The 24980-nt window shown below is 34.9% G+C and carries 20 protein-coding genes; 8 read left to right on the top strand and 12 right to left on the bottom strand.

The features are described from left to right. Positions 1 to 20: 20 nt before the first annotated feature. Entirely contained in the window at positions 21 to 203 is a 183-nt protein-coding gene (locus J2Y60_RS08600) for a hypothetical protein (protein ID WP_309923113.1), read from the bottom strand. A 172-nt stretch (positions 204 to 375) separates the two neighbouring features. On the opposite strand from J2Y60_RS08600, the gene J2Y60_RS08595 reads away from it, so the two are divergent. Beyond that, positions 376 to 540 (top strand): hypothetical protein, encoded by a 165-nt coding sequence (locus J2Y60_RS08595; RefSeq protein WP_309994596.1) that lies wholly within the window; start codon positions 376 to 378, stop codon positions 538 to 540. 145 nt (positions 541 to 685) lie between these two features. On the opposite strand, the gene J2Y60_RS08590 is transcribed toward J2Y60_RS08595, so the two are convergent. From J2Y60_RS08590 to queA, 5 genes are all read right to left on the bottom strand, one after another. Further along, positions 686 to 1870, bottom strand: coding sequence for an MFS transporter (locus J2Y60_RS08590; protein ID WP_309923115.1), 1185 nt, complete (start codon positions 1868 to 1870; stop codon positions 686 to 688). Positions 1871 to 2149: 279 nt separating this feature from the next. After that, positions 2150 to 4513 (bottom strand): MMPL family transporter, encoded by a 2364-nt coding sequence (locus tag J2Y60_RS08585; protein WP_309923116.1) that lies wholly within the window; start codon positions 4511 to 4513, stop codon positions 2150 to 2152. Next, entirely contained in the window at positions 4510 to 5502 is a 993-nt protein-coding gene (gene meaB / locus J2Y60_RS08580; protein WP_309923119.1) for a methylmalonyl Co-A mutase-associated GTPase MeaB, read from the bottom strand. The genes J2Y60_RS08585 and meaB overlap by 4 nt, the downstream gene beginning before the upstream one ends. After that, on the bottom strand, positions 5495 to 6154 hold the full coding sequence (locus tag J2Y60_RS08575) for a 2-C-methyl-D-erythritol 4-phosphate cytidylyltransferase (protein ID WP_309923120.1): 660 nt from the start codon (positions 6152 to 6154) through the stop codon (positions 5495 to 5497). Before J2Y60_RS08575 ends, meaB begins: the two co-directional genes overlap by 8 nt. Before the next feature lie 118 nt (positions 6155 to 6272). Continuing rightward, positions 6273 to 7325, bottom strand: coding sequence for a tRNA preQ1(34) S-adenosylmethionine ribosyltransferase-isomerase QueA (gene queA, locus J2Y60_RS08570; RefSeq protein WP_309923315.1), 1053 nt, complete (start codon positions 7323 to 7325; stop codon positions 6273 to 6275). A 505-nt stretch (positions 7326 to 7830) separates the two neighbouring features. On the opposite strand from queA, the gene J2Y60_RS08565 reads away from it, so the two are divergent. Next, positions 7831 to 9144 carry a deoxyribodipyrimidine photo-lyase gene (locus J2Y60_RS08565; RefSeq protein ID WP_309923122.1) on the top strand — a complete coding sequence of 438 codons (1314 nt, stop codon included), beginning with the start codon at positions 7831 to 7833 and terminating at the stop codon, positions 9142 to 9144. A 405-nt stretch (positions 9145 to 9549) separates the two neighbouring features. Here J2Y60_RS08565 and cdaA read toward each other — a convergent pair whose 3' ends face one another. Together cdaA and J2Y60_RS08555 are read right to left on the bottom strand one after the other, a co-directional pair. Next, a complete protein-coding gene (gene cdaA, locus J2Y60_RS08560; protein WP_309923125.1) occupies positions 9550 to 10335 on the bottom strand; it encodes a diadenylate cyclase CdaA in 786 nt (261 codons plus the stop codon). A 152-nt stretch (positions 10336 to 10487) separates the two neighbouring features. After that, on the bottom strand, positions 10488 to 11153 hold the full coding sequence (locus J2Y60_RS08555; protein ID WP_309923127.1) for a peptidoglycan DD-metalloendopeptidase family protein: 666 nt from the start codon (positions 11151 to 11153) through the stop codon (positions 10488 to 10490). Between the two features lie 382 nt (positions 11154 to 11535). Here J2Y60_RS08555 and J2Y60_RS08550 point away from each other — a divergent pair, with 382 nt between their 5' ends. The 6 genes from J2Y60_RS08550 to J2Y60_RS08525 all read left to right on the top strand — a co-directional run bounded on the left by J2Y60_RS08550 (position 11536) and on the right by J2Y60_RS08525 (position 22137). After that, positions 11536 to 12549 (top strand): dipeptide epimerase, encoded by a 1014-nt coding sequence (locus tag J2Y60_RS08550; protein ID WP_309923128.1) that lies wholly within the window; start codon positions 11536 to 11538, stop codon positions 12547 to 12549. Between the two features lie 173 nt (positions 12550 to 12722). Further along, positions 12723 to 13751, top strand: a complete 1029-nt coding sequence (locus J2Y60_RS08545; protein WP_309923130.1) for an aminotransferase class I/II-fold pyridoxal phosphate-dependent enzyme — start codon at positions 12723 to 12725, stop codon at positions 13749 to 13751. Positions 13752 to 13875: 124 nt separating this feature from the next. Then, positions 13876 to 14967, top strand: coding sequence for a Fic family protein (locus J2Y60_RS08540; protein WP_309923132.1), 1092 nt, complete (start codon positions 13876 to 13878; stop codon positions 14965 to 14967). Between the two features lie 154 nt (positions 14968 to 15121). Then, positions 15122 to 16390 carry a serine hydrolase gene (locus J2Y60_RS08535; protein ID WP_309923134.1) on the top strand — a complete coding sequence of 423 codons (1269 nt, stop codon included), beginning with the start codon at positions 15122 to 15124 and terminating at the stop codon, positions 16388 to 16390. Positions 16391 to 16453: 63 nt separating this feature from the next. Further along, positions 16454 to 20815 (top strand): T9SS type A sorting domain-containing protein, encoded by a 4362-nt coding sequence (locus J2Y60_RS08530; protein WP_309923137.1) that lies wholly within the window; start codon positions 16454 to 16456, stop codon positions 20813 to 20815. 119 nt (positions 20816 to 20934) lie between these two features. Beyond that, a complete protein-coding gene (locus J2Y60_RS08525) occupies positions 20935 to 22137 on the top strand; it encodes a C40 family peptidase (protein ID WP_309923139.1) in 1203 nt (400 codons plus the stop codon). 149 nt (positions 22138 to 22286) lie between these two features. On the opposite strand, the gene J2Y60_RS08520 is transcribed toward J2Y60_RS08525, so the two are convergent. The 4 genes from J2Y60_RS08520 to J2Y60_RS08505 form a co-directional block, all read right to left on the bottom strand. After that, entirely contained in the window at positions 22287 to 23066 is a 780-nt protein-coding gene (locus J2Y60_RS08520) for a hypothetical protein (RefSeq protein WP_309923141.1), read from the bottom strand. A gap of 309 nt (positions 23067 to 23375) precedes the next feature. Then, the gene (lgt, locus tag J2Y60_RS08515) at positions 23376 to 24209 is read right to left on the bottom strand and encodes a prolipoprotein diacylglyceryl transferase (protein WP_309923143.1); all 834 of its coding nucleotides are present in this window, start codon (positions 24207 to 24209) and stop codon (positions 23376 to 23378) included. Between the two features lie 106 nt (positions 24210 to 24315). Next, positions 24316 to 24609 (bottom strand): rhodanese-like domain-containing protein, encoded by a 294-nt coding sequence (locus J2Y60_RS08510; RefSeq protein WP_309923145.1) that lies wholly within the window; start codon positions 24607 to 24609, stop codon positions 24316 to 24318. Between the two features lie 65 nt (positions 24610 to 24674). Continuing rightward, the gene (locus J2Y60_RS08505; protein ID WP_309923148.1) at positions 24675 to 24971 is read right to left on the bottom strand and encodes a rhodanese-like domain-containing protein; all 297 of its coding nucleotides are present in this window, start codon (positions 24969 to 24971) and stop codon (positions 24675 to 24677) included. Positions 24972 to 24980: the final 9 nt, after the last annotated feature.

Genomic DNA, 24980 nt, shown 5'->3' with positions numbered 1-24980 from the left:
AGCGAAGTCAGTGTATTTACTTAGAAGGTTTTTAACTGATATTTTCTACGAAGTTTGTTAATTAAAAACTTCTTTTGGGCTGTAAAACTCTCTGGATTTACTTGGTTAAAAACCACTTTCAGGCTTTGAAAATCCTCGGGATTTGCCCAAAGAAATTTTTCTGAATCTATATTTTTCTGCTCGAGATATTGTTCAAAAACCATGGTAAGTAGTGATTAGTAAATAGTGATTGGTAAATGATCTGATGTCTCGGTAGCATTTTTTTGCTAACGCTAGACAAATTAGAATATTTTTAAGAATTTTATTTGATTTTTATCTGAAAAGAAAATTTCCATTCACTATTAATTATCTTTTCTTCGCTATGCGTGCCACACTATGCGTGCCACACTATGCGTGCCACACTATGCGTGCCAGCTCGATATAAGGAAAGTAACTGCAATGGAAGAGCTAAAAGAAATTTATAATCGTAATGGCGACCCATTTCGATTTGCTCAAACAGCGGAATTTCAGAAAAAATTACACCTATTTAATCTAAAATAATATTTTTAAACCCTAGAAAATATTAAAAACTCTAAGTTAAGTAATCAATACAATTAAAGCAATGTTGTCATTTGTAGTAAATAAATGATAACCTAAAATTTGTGTGCTAATCACCAATTACTATTTATTAATCACTGCTTAACTGCTAAGATTCTATCAAAACAGGTCTTTCTTTTTGTTTAAAGTATAAATATACCAAAGAAGCAAATGCAAAAAAAGCGGCAAGAAAATATGGGATGACAATGTTCTCTACTTTGCCTTTATAAATTTGTCCTGCAAATAATGCTCCTAAGCCAATACCAGCCTCTAGGGCAATGTAAGTAGTGGCAACGGCTCTTCCTCTGTAAAGTTCGTCAGATAAATCTACTGTCCACGCCATTAAAGTGGGTGTATTGAATCCCCAAGAAAAGCCAAATAAAATAGAGGATAAAATAAATATCCAAAAAGAGCTAGTTAAAGCACACAATATCATGGAAATTACCAAGATAGTTGATGAAATCATCAAAATAGGAATTCGACCATATTTATCCGATGATTTCGCAAAGAATAGCCTTACTGTTAAAGAAGCAACGGTATAAACAGTAAAAAAAAGCCCTTTATTGCTTATCCCCAATAATTTGGTCTGGTCTGGCACCAAAGTAAGCAATACACCCGAAGAGAATGATACTAAAATCATCACAACGAAGGCTGGAATTACCCTTGGTTCAAACACATCTTGCCACCCTATCTTAAATAATTTAAAAGAAAAAGCCTTTTTTTGTATCGTTGGAAGCGTTTCTCGCATATTCAACAATATTAAGATAGAGAGTAAAGCAAAAGCCGAAGAAGTAAAAAACATTCCATTGATAGATATCCAACTGGTAAGATAACTCCCGATACTTGGGCCGATAGACATCCCCGTTGCCGTAAAAATACCTAGCATTCCCTGTGCTTCACCACGTCGATTTTCGGGAATAATATCTGCTACATAGGCCGACGTAGCCGTTGGCTTGGTACCCGTAGAAAAACCGTGTAAAAAGCGCAATAATAAAAAACCAGCAATGGTATGAACAAAGGGATATAGTCCGCCACAAACAAAACATACCAATGACCCAAAGGCCATCACGGGTACTCTACCGATAGTATCAGTCAATTTACCAGAAAAAGGACGCGCAAAACCTGCTGTAAGCGTAAATAATGCAATGATGTAACCGATGTATTCTTTTCCACCCATTGAACCTAGATAATCGGGTAGTTCAGGAATCATCATTTGAAAACTAGCAGAAAAAAGAAAATTACTAACGCAAAGTAACCAAAACTGAGTAGTGTATATTGAAGTTTGTTTTTCCATCCGCAAAGATAATTAGTAGCTATTAGCATTAAGCTGTAAGGCATAAGCTTTTTTTATTAAAAGGGGTTTTGTGATGTAATATTCCATGACACAAGCCGTAGTGTAGTGCTTCGCAACGTGTGGGAAGATAATCCTCAAAATCATTTACTGTTAGCTGGTGTCTTTAGTGACTAAGCAATCGAGCTTTCAACCCTTATCACTAGCGAGGGACTTAAGTCCCTCGCTAGTGATAAGGATAAGATTATCAGATACTTGTATTCAGAAAAAAACCCCTTATAACTACATAAATAGCTTTTTACTTTCACGCTTATTCAGTGTCATCAAGAATGCTGGTAGTAATATTAAATTGCAAATCATCGCCATCAACAGCGTAATTGAAATTAATATTCCTAACGACTGTGTTCCTTTGAAAGTTGAAGCTGTAAAAATAAAAAAACCTGTAAACAATACGATTGCTGTATAAAACATAGAAACACCCGTATTCAAAATGGTTGCTGTGACAGCTTCTTTTACAGTTCTGTTTTTATTCAACAATTCATCTTTATAGCGTGTCAAGAAATAAATAGTTCCATCTGATGAAATACCGAAGGCTATTGAAAATATCAAAATAGTTGAATATTTCAAGTGAATATCAAAATAGCCCATCAATCCCGCTGTAATCAGAAGGGGAATCAAGCTTGGTAAAGTTGAAATAAAAACCATTTTCCAAGACCTAAACAACAATGCCATAATGATACAAATCAGAAAAATTGCTTGAAGGGTACTCTCTACCAAATTACCTTGCAAATAATCATTTTGCCAAGCATAAATCACACTATTACCAGTTATTTCAGCATCATAGCCTTGCTTATCCCCTTTTTTATAAAACTCGTTGGTTTCGGCATTATAATTAAAGATGCTATCTATTTTAGGTTGTAACGCACTAATTATTTGATTAGTCCGCACCGTTCCGCAGTCTGCAATCTGAAAACTTACACGTGTATAACGCTTTGTAGAATCAATAAAGCCTTTGGCAAAATTTTGTTTACCCGACAAGCTAGCATTGTATTCTTTAAGCTTTGCTAGTTCGTTGATACCTGGCAATACAAAATATTTAGGGTCACCACCACGATACCCCTGATAAATAAATTTAGCGGCCGTCACTAAAGAAACAGGTTTGGTAAATTCTGGATACTTGGCAAATTCCTTCTCCATCCTTTTTATTTTAGTCAAAAGCTCTGGGGAATTCATTACTCTGCCAGGTTCATAAGTGTCTATGGCTACCTCAAAAGGCATAATTCCTTTGAAATTCTTTTCAATAAATTTCAAATCGGTATAGATAGGGTTATCCTTCGTTAAATCATCTACGATATACCCTATTGATTTTATTTTGGTTGTGCCATATACCGATACACCAATAATTAGGATAATTACTAAATAAATAACCGACCTTCGGTGGTTTACCCAATGGTCGATACCAAGTAAAAATTTGGATATTTTACCAGACTCTAAACGGATAGTATGTTTGTTCGCTGGCGGTGCTAAAAAGCTAAATATTACAGGAATCAAAATCAATGAAACAGCATAAGTTAACATTACATTGATAGCTGCCACAATGCCAAACTCTATTAAAAAGATGCTACCCGTAAAAGCAAAAACACCAAACCCAATAGCAGTAGTGAGGTTCGACAACACAAGTGTTTGTCCAATTTTTTCGATGGTTACTTTCAAGGCTAACTCTTGGTTACCATGCAAAGCGTATTCTTCGTAATATTTGTTTACGATAAATATGGCATTGGGTACGCCAATCACAACTACAAGAGGAGGAATCAATCCAGAAATGATAGAAATCTTAAACCCAAACATCACAATAATCCCCAAGGCAGATACGATTCCAATTAAAACAACTACCAATGCTACCAGCATTATTTTGAAGCTCCTGAAAAACGCCAGTAAAATCAAGGAAGTAACTACTATTGCTAAAATCAAGAAAATACCTAATTCGTTAGTAATTTGGGCCGTCATTTCAGTACGAATAAAAGGCATTCCTGAGAGATGCAACTCTGTATTTTGGCTAGTTTCAAATTCTCCAGCAATTTTCTTTATCTTTTGTACAGCCTCTACCCTACTCTTATCATTAATAGCACTTTGGTCAAAAGTAATCATCATCAAATGCACATTGCCCATTTCGTTGATGATAAATCCTTTATAAAAAGGTAGTTTATCTAATTTGGTTTTTACAGAATCTACCTCAACTTGGGAAGTAGCCCTCTGTGCTATCAGACTTTTGGTAATAAAGCGTTTCAGAGAATCATTTTTCTCGACTCTTGGAATATTACCGGCATATACTACATCTTTTATACCCTTTACGGTTTTGATAGCTTTAGCCAAGTCTTGCCAATGTTGGAAAAAAGCCAACTGAAACATTTTGTTGGTTTCAACACCAATTACCATCACTGAACCATCTTCCCCAAATCTTTTTTTGAAAGATTCGTATAACTGAAAGCGTTCATCTGATTGAGGAAGAATCTTAGGCAATTCGCTAGAAACTTGCGTTTTAGAAGCCATCACCGTCATGAAAATTGCAAGGGCAATTACGGCAGATAAGTAGTAAAGTCTGTACTTGAGGATTGATAAGGCTAAATTATGCCAAAAGTTTTTCATTTTTTATTTTGATAAAATAAATTCAGCAATTCCATGGCAGCATTAATGGGCAATTTCTTCCCTTCACTTACCTCCTGCTGAATATCTTTCCTATAAAGGTCAACGCTAGGATGTTCGTAAAATTTCTCTTCTAGCGACTTCTTTATAAAATTATACATCCATTCCAAATTCTGTTGGCTACGCTTCTGTTGAAAATATCCATTTCCCATAAGTAGTTCACGATGCTTTTCAATTGCCTCCCATATTTCCTTAATCCCTTTCTCAGTAATAGCCGAACAGGTGAGTACTTCGGGGTACCAGCCTGTTTGGTTAGGTGGGAACAAATGTAGGGCATTTTGATAAGCTACTTTAGCTAAATCCGCTTGGGTTTCATTGCCCGAATCTGTTTTAGTAATAGCTATCAAATCGGCCATTTCCATAATGCCTTTCTTGATTCCTTGGAGTTCGTCACCAGCACCAGCTAACATGAGTAATAGAAAAAAATCGACCATACTATGCACTATGGTTTCTGATTGCCCCACTCCAACTGTTTCAATAATGATTACTTCAAAGCCTGCGGCTTCACAAAGTAACATTGCTTCACGGGTTTTGTTGGCTACGCCCCCCAAACCTCCACTGGTAGGGGTAGGACGGATATAAGCTAGTGGGTCATTCACGAGCTTTTCCATGCGGGTTTTATCCCCCAGAATACTTCCTTTGCTAATGGGCGAACTTGGGTCAATCGCTAATACAGCTACTTTTTTGGGTAGCTTGGTCAAATACTGTCCGAAGGCCTCTATAAAAGTACTTTTGCCCACGCCAGGTACACCTGTAATACCAATCCTGATTGAATTTCCCGTATGGGGTAACACAGCTTCTAGTACTTCTTGAGCCAATATTTTATCTGTAGGCAAATTGCTTTCTGTCAGCGTGATTGCTCTGCTGAGAATCATTCTGTTTCCAGCCAAAATGCCGTCAGTATATTCTTTTATGGATAAGCGTTTAAGCATTTCGCTTCAAAATAATTTCTGCCCACTCTAAATCTTCGGGGGTGGTGATTTTGATATTTTCGTACGACCCTTCGATGAGATTAATATCAAAGCCTGCAAATTCTACGACACTCGCATCGTCAGTAAAGGTACTCAACTCTTCGGTTTCAAAAGCCTTTTTGATAATAGCTACTTGAAACGTTTGTGGTGTCTGTATCAATCGAACAGTCTGTCGGTCTATCGCTTGCCCATTTACCCGAACAGAATCTTTAGATGCTACACTGACTACGGCTGTTCTTTTGGCTTGGGCAACCTCAAAGCTTTCACGGATGATGTCTGTACTTACAAATGGTCGGACACCATCATGCACTGCCACGATACCGTCTGTATCTATTATCGACAACCCATTTTTACCTGATTGAAATCTAGATTGTCCGCCTTTTACTAATTGGTGAGCTACTTCAAAATGGTGTTTTAGACATAGTTCATGCCAAAAATCAAACTGACTTTCTGGCAATACCAGTATGAGGGTGATATCTGAATAAGCTTCTCTAAAACGGATTAAAGTATGCATCAATACGGGTAATCCACCTATTTCTATAAACTGCTTGGGTAAATTACTTTTCATCCGGCTACCACTCCCGCCCGCTACTATAATGGCATATTTTTTCATGAATAATTACGAAAAATGAAATTGATACAAACCCATAAAACAATCAGGCGAAAGACCTAAGCTATGAATATTGCCTAATGTCTTTCGCCTGAAAAGTGCTGATTATATATAGTACATCTTAGATAATCAACATGGCATCGCCATAACTAAAGAATTTATATTTCTCTTTGATAGCAATTTGATAAGCTTCCTTAATCAAATCATACCCACCAAAAGCAGAAGTCATCATCAATAAAATTGATTCTGGCAAGTGCATATTAGTTAATAATGCATTCGGGATTCTGAAATCGTATGGAGGGAAAATAAATTTATCTGTCCAGCCTTCGATAGGTTTTAAGTGACCATCCGCAGATACAGAAGATTCCAACGCCTTCAAAACAGTTGTTCCAATTGCACAGATTTTCTTTTTGTTATCAATTCCTTCATTCACCACCTCACAAGTTTTTTCTGTGATGTTAAAATTTTCAGAATCAGTTTTGTGCTTTGTTAAGTCTTCAACATCTACCTGACGGAAAGTTCCTAAACCAACATGCAAGGTAAGTGGCGTAAAGTTGATACCTTTCAACTCTAAGCGTTTCATGATGATTTTGTTGAAGTGCAAACCTGCTGTTGGAGCCGCTACAGCACCCACGTGTTCAGCATAAATTGTTTGATAACGCTCTTCGTCAGCCGCTTCTACTTTACGTTTAAAACGGATTTCATCTGGTAGTGGCGTTTCGCCTAATTGGTGAATCGCTTTCATCAAAGCTTTGTGGTCACCATCGTACAAGAAACGAATAGTACGTCCACGTGAAGTAGTATTATCAATTACTTCTGCCACTAAATCACTATCACCAAAATATAATTTATTACCTACTCTGATTTTACGAGCAGGATCAACTAATACATCCCAAAGACGGTGTTCTCTATTTAATTCACGAAGTAAAAATACTTCAATTTTTGCACCTGTTTTTTCTTTCTGACCGAACAAACGAGCAGGGAAAACTTTAGTGTCGTTTGTAACCATTACATCACCGTCATCAAAATAATCCAAAATGTCGGTGAACATACGATGCTCAATAGTTTTTGTTTTTCTATTTACCACCATTAATCGTGATTCACCTCTGTTCTCTGGTGGGTACAAGGCAATGAGGTTATTAGGGAGGTCGAATCTGAACTCAGATAATTTCATTCTAATAATGTTTGCGGTTTTTTCGCCTGGAGTCATTTCTTACGGTTTTAATCTTCGGTTTTGTTTGATAACATGATTGCTACTAGGGCTTTTATCGTATAAAATCAAAACAAAAATCTTGGTTTTATACTAAAGTCTCCCACCCTATAGATAAATGACTTCAATACGATTCTTGCAAATATACAATTTCCAGATAGGGCTTGTCAATACAATATGATAATAAATTACACTTTTAGTTGATTCTTTTAGTTAATTTTTCAAATAAACCTGTATATGCTTCTTCAATAGCTCTTTTTGGCCTATAATATTTGACAATATTTTTTTTAATAAGTAATATATTTTTCTGAATTATCCCAAAACCACTTGGTTTTCAATCCATTTTCTGGCTTTCCTGTAGAACTTTACACTGATTTATGTTTTGAATACAATAAATCTATCGAACAAATTCAGATTGAAATAGTTAGTTCAGAGTAACCAATTTTCATTTTCCTTATTCTCTATTAAAATGTCTAAAATTTCGATTTTTTGGTTTCGTCGAGACCTCCGCTTACACGATAATGCAGGATTATACCATGCCCTTAAAAAAGGTGTGCCAGTATTACCAATCTTTATTTTTGACAAAAATATTCTGGATAAACTCGACGATAAACATGACCGCAGAGTAGCATTTATTCACGAGGCGCTAACCGAAATCCAAGCATTTTTAACTGCTATGGGCAGTACTGTTTTAGTAAAATATGGTACGCCTGAAGAAGTTTTTCCGGCATTGCTTGATGAATATGACATAGATACGATTTATACCAATCATGACTATGAACAGTATGCCCATGAAAGAGATGAGAGCGTCCGTGAATTTGTGACTAGCGAAGGCGTTGGCTTTAGTACTTATAAAGACCAAGTCGTTTTTGAGAAAAATGAAGTCCTTTCGGGTGCAGGAACGCCTTATACTGTTTTTACACCCTATAGCCGTAAATGGAAAGAGAAGGTAAATGCATTTTATTTGAAATCATATCCTACTGAAAAGTACTTTGATAATTTTCTTCAAACAAAGCCTTTTGAAATACCAACCTTAGCCATGATGGGATTTCAAGCAGTCAAGATAAAATTTCCTAGTAAACAAGTGCGAGATGGTATTATTCGTAGCTATGCCGACAACCGAGATTTCCCCGCAATCGAAGGCACTTCTAAGTTATCTGTTCATCTACGCTTTGGTACAGTTAGCATCCGTGAATTAGCACGCAAAGCTCAATCGTTATCAGAAACATGGCTGAATGAATTAATCTGGCGAGATTTTTATTTCAATATTCTTTATCACTTCCCACATATCTCGCAAGGACAGGCTTTCAGGAAAGAGTATGACAAAATTATCTGGCGAAATAATGAAAAGGAGTTTGAGCTTTGGTGTGAAGGCAAAACGGGCTATCCTATCGTAGATGCTGGTATGCGTGAATTGAATACCACAGGCTTCATGCACAACCGTGTTAGGATGATTGTAGCTTCTTTTTTGACCAAACATTTACTAATCGATTGGCGTTGGGGCGAGGCTTATTTTGCTAAAAAGCTATTAGATTTTGATTTTGCAGCCAACAATGGTGGTTGGCAATGGGCATCAGGGAGCGGTTGCGATGCGGCACCTTACTTTAGGGTTTTCAATCCGACTTTACAAACACAAAAGTTTGATAAGCAACTGGAATATATCAAAAAATGGGTGCCAGAATTAAATACTTTCGATTATCCTGCACCTATCGTCAATCATGATTTTGCACGTAAACGGGTGTTGCCTGTTTATCAAATGGCTTTGAAGGGTTTTATAGACTAAAGACACAAGACTAAAGACTTAAAGAAAGGTATTAAAACTAAATCTTTTGTCTTACTTCTAGTGTCTTATATCTTGTAGACCATAATCCCGAAGGGATGGAATGATTATAGCAAACAATTAATGTAATATTGTCAGAACCCTGAAAGGGTGATACAATCGGGTGAAAATGTATAAGATTAAAAATTTATGTCACCCCATCGGGGTTAGAATCTAGATATTTTCTATAATCCTTTCATCCCTTCGGGCTTATAGAAAAGATTATAGAAAATAAATATCCCTAGCGAGGGACTTAAGTCCCTCGCTAGGGATAAGAATAAAATTTTAATTTGTGTTCTGTGTGCCACAGACCACGAATTGAGAAATTCTTATCTCTTATCTTGTGTCTTGCTTCTAGCGTCTTATAATCTACTCCTTCAAAATATAATCCTTCAATTTTATTTCTAAATCCTGAATAGACATATTTCTAAAGATACCACCGTGATTCACGAATGATACTTCTGCTTTTTCTTCTGATACTACAATGATGGCTGCATCCGTTTGTTCACTCATTCCAAAGGCAGCACGGTGTCTAAATCCTAAGGCTGGAGAAATTGTACCACTTTCAGAAACGGGCAACATACAACGAGCCGCAGCTAGTCTGCCACCTTTGATGATGACGGCACCATCGTGTAAAGGACTGTTTTTATGGAAAATAGTCAATAATAATCGTTTTGATACTTCCGCATCCAATACATCGCCCGATTCGATAAATTTTTTCAAATCGTCTTCTTTTTCTATCACAATCAAAGCTCCTGTATAATTCGTTGCCATTACTTTTACCGCATCGAGTATCGACTGTAATGTAGTGAAATTCTCTTTAGATACTTTCGGTGTATAAAATCTTTTTAGCAAAGGATTTTCGCGAAATGAGGTAGAACGACCAAGCATCATCAAAAAGCGTCGGATTTCTTGTTGGAAAATAATCAATAGTGCCAACACACCCATATTCATAAACTGTCCTAAGATAGAAGACAGGAACTCCATTCCTAGTGCTTTAGACACCAAGTAAACACCATAAATAAGAATATAACCAAAGAAAATTTTGTTAGCAATACTTCCCTGAATCAGTTTATAAATCTGATACAGCATGTATGCTACCAATAAAATATCTAAAAAATCAATCCAATCAATCGTTAAAAAGCCTATGCGCATAAGATAATTTTTTGTTTTAAAAAGAGGTTGTAAATGTCATGCTGTCTGGTGCTGACGATATTTAATAAACTAAAACTAGCATAATATAACATTATATTACTGATAATCAAACAGATAAATATGACACGTTATCTTTATCGAATAAATAATTATCATTTCATACCCAACATGTGAGCACCATCGATACAAATTTCGGCATATTCAGCCTTTTTGGATGGCTCGCAAACACCTGGAAAATCGCCCTTACAGCCCAGCATATCCGTCATTACTTGAAAGTGTAAATGAGGAGGCCAATCGCCATTAATCGGGAAATCTCCAAAAAGGGCTATTTGTTCACCCTCTTCAATATTTTTCCCTTCATACAAACCTTCAAGACATTCTTCATTCAAATGTCCGTACAAAGTATAAAAAGTTTTCCCTTCTAATTGATGTTCAAGAATGATGGTCGGGCCGTAATCTCCAAAACCTTTATTGTTTTGAAAGCTATGTACTTTACCGATTAGTGGAGCAAATACTGGTGTTCCTGCTGGAGCCCAAATGTCAATACCCAAATGAATAGAACGTCCTTCACCGCTTTGCTGGAAATGTTCGCTTCTACGATAAATATAACGATTTTCGAGGTAACCACCAACGGCGCATACGGCCTTTGCTTCCTTAATTTTTTCAGTAACGTACTCATTAAATAAAGCCGTATCAGACAAATTTAATTCCTCTAAATCAGCATTATTTTTTGTTAAATCAATTTCATAGATGGTATCCCTCTGAAAATCAAAAGGTACTACTGGATGAAATGTATATTTTTTTATGGTTGCTAACATAAGGATAGAGATAATTTGTATACTGAGTTTAGAGATTCACTTCAAGATAAAATAAAAACACTTCCACAAAAACTGTCGGTTTTTTCAACCTAAATTTCTTGTAAAAGTGTGTTGTGAATAAAAATCTATAAAAATATCAAATTTCTAATTTCTTCAAATTTACACTTTTTTAAGCAAAAACAGGTCATTTTTTTATTAAATTGGTCAAAAAGTTTATTTTTTTTACAGTTTTTTGATAAAAATGGCATTTTTACCAAAAATGACAAATTGATACGTTGAGGTATTTTGTAAAGAAACCTTTCTTCTTTGCTATTCAAAATATCGCTATAAAATCTGCCACTTTTTTACTAACTTGATATTTCAAAAAACCAATGTATCATCAATGCAACTAATCCTTCACTCGTTTAATCTAAAACTCCGCCATACTTTTACCATCACTCACGAATCTCGGGATGTACAACCAACCCTCATCGTCGAACTTCGCGATGGCGAATTCAGTGGTTTTGGCGAGGCTACCGAAACGCCTTATTATGGTGTTACGATGGCTAAAATGTCGGCACAATTAGAAGGCGTTCGTTCAATCATTGAAAACTACGATTTACAAAGTCCCGAGCAATTCTGGGATGATTTATATCCTCATCTAAAAGATGAACACCCTTTTGCACTATGTGCCTTAGATATTGCTGCTAACGACCTTTGGGCTAAGAAAAAAGGACAACCTTTGTATAAACTGTGGGGATTAGATACGGCTAAAAACCCTATTACAGATTATACCATCGGAATTGATACCATTGAGAAAATGGTAGAGAAAATGCAAGAAGTACCTTTTCCGTTGTATAAAATAAAATTAGGAACTAAAGAGGACATCAAAATTATTCAAGAACTAAGAAAACATACTGATGCTGTTTTTAGGGTAGATGCCAACACGGCATGGACAGTTGAAGAAACCATCAAAAACTCGTTTGCCCTCAAAGAATTAGGCGTAGAATTTATAGAACAGCCCATGAAAGCAGACAACTGGGAAGGCATGAAAAAGGTATTCGCGGAATCTGCTTTACCCATCATTGCCGACGAAAGTTGTATTGTGGAAGAAGACGTTGCCCGTTGCTTTGGGTTCTTTCATGGTGTAAATGTAAAATTGATGAAGTGCGGAGGCTTGACGCCTGCCCGTAGAATGATTGCGCAGGCACATCAACTAGGCTTGAAAGTAATGGTCGGTTGTATGACAGAATCAAATGTAGGCTGTTCGGCTATTGCCCAATTATTGCCTTTATTAGATTATGTAGACATGGACGGCATTTTGTTGGTAGATGACCAAATCTCAACAGGTGTAACCATCGATTACGGAAAAGTAATTTACGCCCAAGAAAACGGAACTGGAGCGAATTTGATTTAATAAGCTGTGAGATTTGAGCTGTGAGCAATAAGCTTTGCGCGATGAGTAGTAAGATTTGAGTGATGAAATTTTCAACTACAGATTAAAATAAGCTTTACCACTCACTTAACATCTTCTAAATTGCTCCCTGCTCAAATCTCACGGCTCATCGCTCACAGCTCATAGCTACAAACATGAAATACCTTACTAATAAAATTCCCAGTAATACTTTAATCAGTGACGAGCAACGCTACCTTTGGTTTAGCGGTACTTCGTATTTGGGTATTCCCCACCATCCTGTTTTTAAAGAGAATTTTATTAAAGCAGTTGACCAATATGGTACATCTTGGGGTAGTTCTAGGAATAATACTGTTCAATTAAGCATTTATGACAAGGCAGAAAAAGTATTGGCAGATTTTGCAAAAATGCCTTCAGCACTAACCGTTTCGTCAGGTATGTGGGCAGGGCAACTAGTCGTTAATTTTTTAAAAAGTAAAGACAATGCTTTCTTTTTCGCTCCCAAAACTCATCCCGCCTTATGGAATGATTTTATGCAATCTTCAACGGATACTTATCAAGTTTGGGCTAAGACTATTGCAGAAACCATCAAAAATTCTGAGGCAAAAAACATCGTTATTTGTAGCGATACTGTAGGTTCTCCTTATGTTGAGTATTTTGATTTTGAATGGATTAAATCACTTCCAATTGATAAAAACATTACTGTTGTGATAGATGCTTCACACAGTTTTGGGATAGATTTACCTGAGATTCATTCAAACAATATTCGTTTAGTGATTACCTCCTCGCTCAACAAAGCGATGGGTATGACAGGAGGAGTAATTTTTTCAGATAATGATTTTATAGAACAAATCAGGTATTTCCCAATGTTTTCTGGAGCGTCGCCCATGATGCCCGCTTTGTTAGAAGCCTTTGTTACCTCTATTGAGATTTTTGATGAACAACGTGAAAAGCTATTAGAAAATATTGAATACTTCAATCATTTAGTTAAGCCAGACCTTGGGATAGATTCCATCAAAAATTATCCTGCTTATTGCACCCATCAGGTAGGGTTGCATGAATACCTCAAACAACATGGTATTATGACGGCTTGTTTTCCATATCCAACAGCTAATGATTTACCCGTTACCAGATTAGTAATAAGCGCCTTGCATACCAAAGAGAATTTGGATATATTGACAGCGGTATTGAATGGTTGGAAGTAAAAGGTTTGTCTTATGATTGAGTTATGGACAAAAAAACATTTATAGAGCCAAGAATTTAGGCGTAATGATTATGAGGACATGGCAACTATCCTGAAAGCCAATACCACAAAATATAGAAGAAAATATGAAAGCATTTGATAAAAATATACCATTTAATAGTTTACCAGATATACCCCCAAAGGTAAACCTAGAAACTACAATAATTTTTAAATCAGCCATAAATGCTAATAAACTTTTAGCCGAACTTAAAGGCTACTGTCAAACTTTGCCTAATCCAGATTTATTACTTAATACTATTATACTTCAGGAAAGTAAGGAATCTAATGAAATAGAAAATATAGTTACTACACAGGACGAGCTATATCAAGCAACGTTAATGGGCGAAAACATTAAAAATCAAGCCTCTAAAGAAGTATTACAATACCGTAAAGCAATGTATTGGGGCATTGGACAATTAAAAAAAAACAATATCATCTCTACAAATTTGCTAATAGGTATTATGCAAAGATTAAGAAATATTAATGAAGATATCAGGAAAAATAGTGGCACTAAAATAACTAATCCTGCTAATGGTCAAATTGTTTACACTCCACCAGAAGGTGAAGATATTATTAGAAAAAAATTGAGCCATCTAGAAATTTTTATCAATGATGATGAGTTTTCAGCATTAGATCCATTAATCAAAATGGCTCTAATTCATTATCAGTTCGAAGCCATCCATCCTTTTAATGATGGGAATGGCAGAACTGGTAGAATTTTGAACGTATTGTATCTTATTCAGCAAAACTTACTTGGACTTCCTATTTTGTATTTGAGTCGCTATATTATCAAGAATAAGAATGACTACTATCGCTTGTTGAGAGAAGTTACTGAAGAAAATAAATGGGAAGAGTGGGTGCTTTATATTGTAAATGGTGTAGCGGAAACAGCGGCAATGACGCTAAAAAAAATAAATACTATTCTTGAATTGAAGCAACAAGCCGAAATAGAAATAAAAAATGAACTTAAATTGGCATTTTCTAAAGAGTTGCTTGATTTACTTTTTAGTCATCCATATATCAAAATTGGAATATTAGAACAATTTGGGATTGCTAAGCGTCAAACAGCTTCTGAATACCTAAAGAAAATAGAACTGTTAGGATGGTTACATTCAATGAAAATAGGTAGAGAAACCTATTATATTAATCATAGACTTATAGATGTCTTATCGCAATAACTTATTGTATCTCCAGTTTAATATGTCGATTTTTTTTAAAAAAATCGACATATCTGTTCTTATATGTCGATTCAATCGACATATAAGAACAGTGTGAGATAAAGTGTCCCCAGAAAAGTCAATTGAGTTAAACTAACCATCAACTAATAAGCTAATGAAAAAACGATACAAATCTTTAAGCGTACAGCTTTTAACTATTCTCTTACTTGTGATTTCATCTTCTATTCAAGCACAGCAACTCAACACTGAATTGCTTCCGAAATTATTAGCCACCAAGCCAGAGCAATTTAAGGAGATTATTGACAATGCGGATAAATACCGCGTTCAGATTCTTTATACGCAGATTGATAGAGACAAAAAGAACCGTCCGACTTTCACTAGTTATGGTTTCAGAATCAATAACACGGAATACTTTTATCCAGCCAGTACAGTAAAGTTTCCTGCTAGTGTAATGGCTTTAGAGAAAATTAACAAGTTAAATATCAAAGGGCTCACGAAAGAAACACCGATGTTTACAGGAGCGGAATACGAACGCCATACGCCTGTTACCAAAGATTCTACTGCTGAAAATGGTTTGCCTTCGGTAGCACATTATATTAAAAAGATATTGATGGTTTCCGACAATGATGCTTTCAACCGTCTATATGAATTCATGGGGCAAGAAGCTTTTAATGAAACGCTTCGTCAAAAAGGTTATCAGGATACCCGTATTTACCACCGTTTACAAGTAGGTATGAACCGCGAGCAAAATCGTAGAACAAATCCTATTAAGTTTATGAATGGAGAGAAAGTACTTTATGAACAACCAATGGTGATTTCTGAAAAAAACTATGTTTCGCCTACGCCCATCACGATAGGTAAAGGTTATATGCGAGGTGACTCATTAGTAAACGAGTCTTTTGCTTTTACTGATAAAAACTTTTTCCCATTATTAGAACAACAAGCTATACTAAAATCTGTACTTTTCCCCGAGGCTATTTCTGCTAAACAACGTTTTCAATTGACTGATGCTGACTATAAATTCCTATATCAATATATGTCGCAAATGCCTACTGAAAGTACTTATCCGAAATACGAAGCCCCTGATTTTTACCCAGCCTATTGTAAATTTTTGATGTATGGAGGTAGCAAAGACGCAGTGATAAATCCAAATATGCGAATCTTCAATAAAGTAGGCGATGCTTATGGCTTTTTGTTGGACAATGCTTACATCGTAGATTTTTCAACAGGCGTAGAATTTATGCTAACAACGGTATTGCTATGTAATAATGATGAAGTTTTCAACGACGACCATTACGATTACGATACGGTAGGATTCCCATTCATGAAAAATTTAGGACAATTGATTTACAACTATGAACTAAGCCGACCACGTAAATTTAAAGCAGACTTAAGTAAGTTTAAGATGAGTTATGATAAGTAAAAATACTACCTTTGCCCTACACTAATAATTATCAATACATGTTCACATTTTCTCAAACTTTCTATGAAAAAACTTATTCTTACCACTATTATTTTACTTCTTTCATTTCTTCACCTCAAAGCACAGCAAGTTCCAACTATTACTACTGGAAAAATAATAGGAATTGCATGTAAAGGAGAAGCTATCTCGGTACCATTTACTACTACAGGTATTTTTGATGCTGGAAATAGCTTTAAAGTTCAGATTAAAGGTAGTAATATCTATTCCCAAAAATGGGTTGACTTAGCTACAGAAGGAACTACAAGTCCCTTAAAAGCAACAATTCCTTTAAATTATTACACTGAAGATAACAGTTCAGCTTCTGAACAATCTATTAGAGTAGTTGCAACCAAACCCAACATTGTTGGTCAAGAATCTTTTTTCTCAGCAGTTTATACAAAACCTAACATTACACTTTCTGGAGCCTCAGTACTTAATGTGAATCCATATGCTAGTACAGTATTAAAATTTACAGGAACAGGCACTACTCCTATCAAGATAGCACTCAAGGATAGTACCAAAATGTCTCTCAATTACTTAATTTATGGAGGTGAGACAAACGATCCATATAATAATACAGTATATCCAATCAAATCAACAAATTATCAAATAGCTTATACTGAAAATATATGTGGTAGAGGTAGCGGTTCTGGGAATGTGAATGTAACTATTAATGAAATAGGATTAAAAGTTTTAGAACCTAACGTCACTAAAATATGTGTAGGTAACACATTAAAAGTTTCATATTCTGCCACAGGCAAAATCAATACTGACAATAAATTTAAAATAAATCTTAAAAATGATGCCAATGAAATCTATGAAATTGATGCCGTAGCTAAAGATAATATCATAGAAGCTATTATTCCTGAAAAGGTTCGGCTGGGCTTATATTATTATTCTTTACAAATTGTTAGTAGTAGTCCAAAAGCCAGTTCAATATGGTATGATTTTAAGATATTTATCGCAGAAAAAGGTAATGTAGAAATTGCCAAAGAAAATATTGACGTCATTTGGGGCAATAAAGCAGACCTTACTTTTACTACAAAAGGGTTAGGACCATGGACGATAAAAATGAATGATGGCTCTAATATATCTTTAACTGGTATTAGTTATTCATTACCAAATTCTTCTCTCAAACAGAATTTCCAAATCAAACCTGAACAATCACAAAACTATTCTATTGCTTCCTTTACAAGTGGGTGTGGTTCAGGTGTTGGTGGACAAAATATCACAAGTGTTACTGTCAACCCTGGGGTAGTACTTGATTCAATACAACAATTTAAAGAAATATGTGTAGGACAAACTATTTCCGCCAAATTTCGTCTTAATAGTTCATCATTGAATCCCAATTCTTTTAAGGCTGTATTGAGTGATTTAAATGCTCATAAAGCTATTCTTCCTGCTACTTTCGAAAATGGTTTATTAAAATTAATTATTCCTGAAACTTTTTTTGATATCAAAAAGGTAAACCTTAACTACCGTTTAGGTATATCATTTAACAATGACAAAAATATAGTTTATAGTCCTAATACAATTCAAATAAAAAATAAGCCTAATGCTACCTTAATTCGTACTGAACCCATTGAAATACAAGAAAGTGAAATAGTATATCTCCCTGTAAGAGCCACTGGTAATGGTATTATGACATTTGTATTTAATGATTCTATTAACTGTGAGGATAGAAGTTATCCTGGATATGGAACAACTGGCGATATTCCTGTAATAGATATAAATGTTATAAAAAATACATCATTCAAACTTACTTCTGTTAGTAATTCATGTGGGACAACATATATTAATGAAAATAAAAAGATTGATGTCATCATAAAGAATCCAAAGAAAAATGATATAACAATAAAATATGTAAATAATCAAGTTTGTGCTGGCGATAAGATAAAAGTATTAATTGATACCTTAGGTAAATTTCAAGATAACAATGAATTTAAAGTTTTACTTTATACAGGCGGTAGTGATAGTAGAAACTTTACTGTTATTGGAACTGGTAAAGGGGAATCAATAGAGGCGGTAATCCCCAATAATTTAGTAGGTAGCACAAACTTATATTATATTCAGGCAGTATCAACCAATCCTGTGCTGAGTAGTTATAAGCGAAATGTAATGATTAATGCTAAACCTAATGCAACAATTTTGACCTATCCTACTTTACCAAATAATGAAGCTATATTATTGTCTGGTGAACCTATTAATACCTACTTAGATGTTCAAAATTCCTCTGTATATGACCGTACTTATAGCAATTATGGATATAGTTTTTCAGATGGGACTATCGAATACGGAAGAAATAAATATTTTTATCCAACTTTTACAAAAAGCACTACATACTCTTTGTTATCAATATCAAATGAATGTGGTAATGGTACTAGTAACAACAATATAAAAATTAAAATTGTCCCTTTTAAAATAATTCCAAGTCGTAATACATTACTAGAGTATCCACCCCTTTTAGCTGTGTGCTCAGGAGCTAATCTAACCTATCCATATTCCATTTCAGGAGATGCCGAAATAGGAACAACATATAATCTGCAAATTGCCTCAATCAGAGACTCCATCTTTACAGATTTGGTAAGCCAAACAATCGAAAACCCCATAAATGTTAAGATTCCTACTCAAATTAAAGAGGGAGACTATTTTATTCGTTTAATAAGTAATACGAAAGAGCAGCAGTCTTCTCCATGGATAAAATACAAAATCAATGTTATTAATAATGTAAGCTTGACAACCGAATTAGGTTATGATACAATAACGGTATATGGAGGTGAGCAAATTAAATTAAAATATCAAAGTAACACAGTAACACCAACAAATATTACCCTTGAAGATAACCTTGGTAAGGTATACTCTTATAACATTCAATCACTTGGAAACACAATAAGCATTACTCCCCAAAAAAGTGCTACATTTTCTATCAAAGCAACTGAAAATATTTGTGGTTATGGAACAGTTACTGGTTCTGTAAAAGTTACTATTATACCAGCCCTAGTCATTCAATCAACTGGTTCATTAAATGTTTGTAACGGGAAAGAAATAGAAATAAATTATTCTCCTGTAGGCGAATATGAAGCTGGTAATACTTTTAAATTTTCTTTTATAAACAAATCGAAGCCAAATATTAAGTATGAAGTAGGGCAAAGTAGTAATGCTTCAGGGAATATAAAGTTAAAAATACCAAGTGATGCTCTTACTGGGAGTTATCAATTAGAAGTAATTTCTTCAAAGCCAGCCCTAACAAAGACTTATACAGACAAAAACTTCAATATTTTCACCACATCTGATATTACTATTACTGGCAATACAATCATCAATGCTGGGCAAACGGCCTATTTCAAACTTACTAATAATTCACTTAAATCAAGTGAATTATTGAGTGTAGATGCTGGAAACTATGAGCTTTCAGATGGTACGAAAGGTAATTTTTATTACTATGAAAATATGGTTGCTGTTAGACCTAGCCAAACAACAACTTACACCCTTACTTCTGCTAACAATACTTGTGGTTTAAGTAAAATATCAGGTAATGTTACTATAATAGTTAACCCAATTTCAAGCAAAAGTATTAGTACAGAATTTTATTCAAATTATGGCAATAAATATATATGTCGTGGGGCTAATTATAATTTATATTATTACACCAATGGAAATTTTGCAGCGGGCACTAAATTTTCAGCACAAATTTCTGATAAAAATGGTGAAAACTTTGTGGACTTAAAAATGCAAGGAACAAGTAGCCCATTACTTGTTACCATTCCTGTTGATTTACCTGAAGGGAATAATTATCGTTTTAGAGTAGTATCAACAGAAAAGGATATAAGTAGTTCAGCTAGCTCTTCACCTTTAAATGTGATGATAAACCCTACAGTAAGTTTTGATTCTTTAGTTTATATGAGTGATAGTAAACCAATAAATTTAAAGTTTGATTTTAATGGTACACCTCCATGGTTTTTTAGATTTGGTATGGACCAATCAACAACACAATCTTATAAAATAGAAACTTCGCCATTTACCATAACAATAACTCCTAAAACTTCTGTTTCTTATAAAATATATGACTTCAATGATGCCTACTGCTTAGGCAAAGGCATAGGAACAGGAATTGTTAGGATAGAGCTTGTCACCGCTAATGAAGACCCTAGAGATTTGAATATAACAGTGTTCCCTAATCCGACATCCGACTTCGTTAAAATTAGAAGTGACTATTTTAAAAACACAAAGTTGAAGATTGTTGACGCCGTGGGAAAAGATATTTTAGAACAAGATTTGGTTAAATCTGAAACTGTTTTGGATATCAGTAGTTTTAGTAGCGGCTTGTATTTTTTACAGTTCGATAAAGACAATAAACGGGTAGTTTATAAAATCCAAAAACTTTAATTTTATTAGTACTAAACTCCTTTCAAGTGTTAAATTTGGAAGGAGTTCTTTTTTAGGGCTTTCTTAATTAGAAATACTTATGCATTCCATTCAATAATACTGCTTTAATCATCAACGCCATGAAAAAATACTTCCTTTTATGCTTACTCATCAGTTTTGCAACTATTGCCAAACCGATAAAACCATATAAAAAATCTTTTATAAAACATATTGCTGATTCTTCTGTCACACAAATCATCGATAGTTTTACTCAGCGGTTTGCACCTGACAAACGCACAGCTATCTTTCAAATTGATGCTTATCGAAAAGACAACCAATTGATTGTAACAGGTAAAACCAACCTGATTGAAGCCAAAAATGCTTTGGTTAATCAGCTGAAAGCTCATAATACTGTTGTGGATGAAATAAAAACCTTGCCTGAGGCTGAGTTGGAAGACAAAATTTATGGCTTGGTAGAAGTTTCTGTTTGCAATATTCGCTATTCCCCACGCCATAGTGGCGAGTTGGCATCACAAGCTTTGATGGGAACACCTGTGAAAATTTTAGAAAGAGAAGACAACGGTTGGCTACTGATTCAAACGCCTGACAAATACATTGCTTGGGTAGATAGAGGAGCCATTACTGCCATCAATAAAGGACAATTAACACGTTGGGAGACAAGTAATAAAATTATATACACTCGTTCGTATGGTGTTGCCTATTCTGAACCCAATGTCAATTCAGAGACTGTTTCTGATTTAGTGGCTGGCTGTATCCTGGAAATACAGGCTGAAAAAGACGATTTCTTTCAAGTAATCTTTGCGGATAATAGAAAAGGATTTGTGGCTAAAAACGAAGCAAGTATTTATAATAAATGGCTTTCAGGACTAAATATTACTGGGGAGAGTCTTGATAAAACATCAAAAAGATTAATGGGTGTACCGTATTTATGGGGTGGTACTTCATTCAAAGGTGTTGACTGTAGTGGTTTTACAAAAACGGTTTACTTTTTGAATGGCATTATGCTTCCTCGTGATGCTTCGCAACAAGTAATGGTGGGTGAAACCGTTGATAAATCAGGGAATTGGGCAGACTTGAAAACTGGAGATTTATTATTCTTTGGCGAAAAGCGTGAAGACGGTTCTGAAAGAGTAGTACACGTAGCCATGTGGCTAGGAAATGGTGAATTTATCCATGCCTCTGATAAAGTAACTATCAGCAGTATGATTGCTACTGCACCAAATTTTGATGCTTATAACTTTAAAAGATACCTGCGTGCTAAACGTATTTTAAAAACGGGGATGGTTGGTGTCAGTGCTTTAAAGAGCGATAAGGTGTATTAATAAACAAAGCAGAATGTAATTTTAATTTTGGGGAGAAATTTAAAACCTATTAATTACCCACATCTTTGTAAATACTTGCTTTCAACTCTTATCTATCACTAGCGAGGGACTTAAGTCCCTCGCTAGTGATAGATAAGAGTTGGATAAAATTACGAGCCAAAAATACCCTTAATCTTACCCCATAGTCCTTTAGATGCCTCTTTTGCTTCTTCTATCTTTTCAGCAGCCACTACTTTAGCTTCTTCAAGGCTTTCTGCTACGTCCTCTTTCAAATCAGTTAGCTCTTCAATAGCATCTTCTTTCAAGGCTTTTGCTTTCGCAGCAACATCAACGCTTTTTAGCTCTTCTATTTTTTCTGCTACAGTTTCTTTTACCGAAGCTAGTTTTTCTGAAGTATCTTCTTTTAGTTCTGCTATTTTCTCAGCAGCTGCAGTTTTGGCTTCTTCAAATTTTTCAGTTGCCTCGGCTTTTACTTCATCAAACTTCGCAGTAGCTTCTGTTTTCAGCTCTTCTGCTTTGGCTGAAAAATCGGTATTTTTTAGTTCCTCGATTTTTTCAACAACCGCTTCTTTTACGGCCTCTATTTTATCTTTGGCTTCTTCTTTCAATTCTTCCACTTTGGCAGCAAAATCACTGCTTTCTGCTTCCTCAACTTTCTCGGCAACAGTTTCTTTTACTTCTTCAAGTGTTTCTGTAGCTTCGACTTTCAATTCGGCAGTTTTACTAGTTACATCTTCTTCAATATCTTCAATTTTTTCAGTAGTTTCTTCAACAACTTCAGCCTTTATTTCTTCCACTTTTTCTGGAATTTCGGCTGCTTTTTCTTCAATTGTCTCAGTAGCTTCTGTAGCTAAGCTTTCTACCTTCTCAACTATTTCAGTTTTGTCTTTTGCTAATTCTTCTTTAGCTTGTTGTTCTTCTTTTTTCATAATTAATGTTTGATGTTTATTTATAACAAATATGAAAAAAATTAAGCAAACTCGCTAATAATCAATACAATAAGTTATTACATTTAAAGAGGAATAAGTTAACAAAATCAAGAGATTAAGTAATCGCAATATATCAATGATGTTAAAAGTCCGCAAACTACAAAGGAACATTGTAATCCATAAAAAATTTCATTAATTACAACACTCCCTTATAAAAAGCAAACCTTTTATTTCTAGCGAGGGGCTTAAGTTCCTCGCTAGAAATAAAAGGTTAAAGTTTAATCGCACTACTGAGCAGAAGGGAAGCTTTTAAACACCTCCTTTTTTATCACTTTTAAATGCAAAAACCAATATTCCTATCGCAAAAAGCACTACTGGAACGCTTAACCATTGACCCATGTTAAATTCCATTTGGTTTTCAAAAGCTACTTGGTTCTCTTTTAAAAACTCATAGAAGAATCTAAGGATGAAGACATATAGCAAGAAAATGGCTGTCATAAAACCATTGGTTGTCTTTTCTTTTTTCCTTGACCAAAACCACATTAATATTCCAAATAACACCAAGCAAGATAGACATTCATATAATTGAGAGGGGTGACGAGGCACTACTTCGAAATAATCATGACCAAGCGATGGGTCATTAAAGAATTTAAAAGCCCAAGGCACATCCGTTTGCTTCCCTACAATTTCCGAATTCATTAAATTACCAAAACGAATTAATGCTCCGCCTAAAGCTGCCGTTGGAACTACTCTGTCAGTAACGTATAAATAAGGAGTATTCCGTTTTTTTGAATACAAATAAAAGGCAATTAACATCCCGATTACCGCACCATGTGAAGCCAATCCTGCATATGGTGGCGTAATCATACTAGTGAAAAAATGAACTGGGTCTTTTAATAATAATGGATATTCATAAAAGAAATAATGCCCCATTCTAGCCCCAATTACAGTGGCAATCATTGCATAAAGCAACAGTTCATCTGCCTCTTCTACTGGTCTGCCTTCTTTTTTAAAGATGTAACTCAATACTTGGTAGCCTGCTAAAAAAGCCATTGCAAACATTAGTCCGTACCAACGAATTGGGAAGCCGAAAACCTCAAAAATTTCTGGTGAAGTATGCCAGTCAATGTATGTTAATAACATTTGAATATGTTGATTTTAAAATAAAATTATTTTCAAAAATACTGCTTTTATCCCTAAAGGCTTTCTTTTAATTTATTAAAATGCTATAAACTAATTTACCTTTCGTTTATAGTGCTAAGAAAGCTTCTAAGCCTCCTTCAAGATTTCTCATGTGCTGAAAGCCTTTTTTGGCTAATATTTTTCTGGCTATTTCACTTTGCAAGCCTGAATAACAAACAATTATAATTTCTTTATCTTTTAAATGTGCTATGCTTTCTACAGAAAGCAACAATGCATCTAAAGGAATTTGTATCCCTCCGACATCAAAATCTTCAATTTCATAGGGAGTTCGGATGTCTAAAATAGTAAGATTTGCCAAACGCTCTTTAAATTCCGTAGCCGTAATACTGGATGAAGTCATGTTAAATAAAAGTGGTCTGCCTTCCGACAGACCACCCGAAATATGCTTTTAATCGGAACAAAAGATTAGTCTAATTGATTCCAAGCTAAAATACCACCTAATACATTTCTAACATTGGTATAACCATTTGCGGTTAAAAATGCTTTTGCTTGACCAGAACGAGCACCTGAACGACAATGAACAATTATTTCTTCATTTTTCCAAGCTTCAATCTCATCCAAACGGTCAGGTAATTCGTTTAAGGGAATCAACTTAGCACCTAAATTCTGTTCCTCATATTCATATTCATTTCTTACATCAAGGAAATTGAATGTATCGCCCTTGTCCATTTTTTCTTTAAGTTCTTCTACCGTAATATCCATTATATTGGG

The sequence above is a fragment of the Arcicella sp. BE140 genome (assembly GCF_031456255.1).
Lineage (GTDB): Bacteria > Bacteroidota > Bacteroidia > Cytophagales > Spirosomataceae > Arcicella > Arcicella aquatica.
This window is presented reverse-complemented; position numbering and strand designations above follow the sequence as displayed.

Excerpts from the sequence above, each read along its gene's own strand:
- J2Y60_RS08565 (WP_309923122.1), top strand. The coding sequence starts at position 7,831 with ATGTCTAAAATTTCGATTTTTTGGTTTCGTCGAGACCTCCGCTTACAC.
- J2Y60_RS08535 (WP_309923134.1), top strand. The coding sequence starts at position 15,122 with ATGAAAAAACGATACAAATCTTTAAGCGTACAGCTTTTAACTATTCTC.
- J2Y60_RS08510 (WP_309923145.1), bottom strand. The coding sequence starts at position 24,609 with ATGACTTCATCCAGTATTACGGCTACGGAATTTAAAGAGCGTTTGGCA.
- J2Y60_RS08525 (WP_309923139.1), top strand. The coding sequence starts at position 20,935 with ATGAAAAAATACTTCCTTTTATGCTTACTCATCAGTTTTGCAACTATT.
- J2Y60_RS08595 (WP_309994596.1), top strand. The coding sequence starts at position 376 with ATGCGTGCCACACTATGCGTGCCACACTATGCGTGCCAGCTCGATATA.
- J2Y60_RS08555 (WP_309923127.1), bottom strand. The coding sequence starts at position 11,153 with ATGTTAGCAACCATAAAAAAATATACATTTCATCCAGTAGTACCTTTT.
- queA (WP_309923315.1), bottom strand. The coding sequence starts at position 7,325 with ATGAAATTATCTGAGTTCAGATTCGACCTCCCTAATAACCTCATTGCC.
- J2Y60_RS08550 (WP_309923128.1), top strand. The coding sequence starts at position 11,536 with ATGCAACTAATCCTTCACTCGTTTAATCTAAAACTCCGCCATACTTTT.
- J2Y60_RS08575 (WP_309923120.1), bottom strand. The coding sequence starts at position 6,154 with ATGAAAAAATATGCCATTATAGTAGCGGGCGGGAGTGGTAGCCGGATG.
- J2Y60_RS08540 (WP_309923132.1), top strand. The coding sequence starts at position 13,876 with ATGAAAGCATTTGATAAAAATATACCATTTAATAGTTTACCAGATATA.
- J2Y60_RS08520 (WP_309923141.1), bottom strand. The coding sequence starts at position 23,066 with ATGAAAAAAGAAGAACAACAAGCTAAAGAAGAATTAGCAAAAGACAAA.
- J2Y60_RS08585 (WP_309923116.1), bottom strand. The coding sequence starts at position 4,513 with ATGAAAAACTTTTGGCATAATTTAGCCTTATCAATCCTCAAGTACAGA.
- J2Y60_RS08530 (WP_309923137.1), top strand. The coding sequence starts at position 16,454 with ATGAAAAAACTTATTCTTACCACTATTATTTTACTTCTTTCATTTCTT.
- J2Y60_RS08600 (WP_309923113.1), bottom strand. The coding sequence starts at position 203 with ATGGTTTTTGAACAATATCTCGAGCAGAAAAATATAGATTCAGAAAAA.
- J2Y60_RS08505 (WP_309923148.1), bottom strand. The coding sequence starts at position 24,971 with ATGGATATTACGGTAGAAGAACTTAAAGAAAAAATGGACAAGGGCGAT.
- lgt (WP_309923143.1), bottom strand. The coding sequence starts at position 24,209 with ATGTTATTAACATACATTGACTGGCATACTTCACCAGAAATTTTTGAG.
- meaB (WP_309923119.1), bottom strand. The coding sequence starts at position 5,502 with ATGCTTAAACGCTTATCCATAAAAGAATATACTGACGGCATTTTGGCT.
- J2Y60_RS08590 (WP_309923115.1), bottom strand. The coding sequence starts at position 1,870 with ATGGAAAAACAAACTTCAATATACACTACTCAGTTTTGGTTACTTTGC.
- cdaA (WP_309923125.1), bottom strand. The coding sequence starts at position 10,335 with ATGCGCATAGGCTTTTTAACGATTGATTGGATTGATTTTTTAGATATT.
- J2Y60_RS08545 (WP_309923130.1), top strand. The coding sequence starts at position 12,723 with ATGAAATACCTTACTAATAAAATTCCCAGTAATACTTTAATCAGTGAC.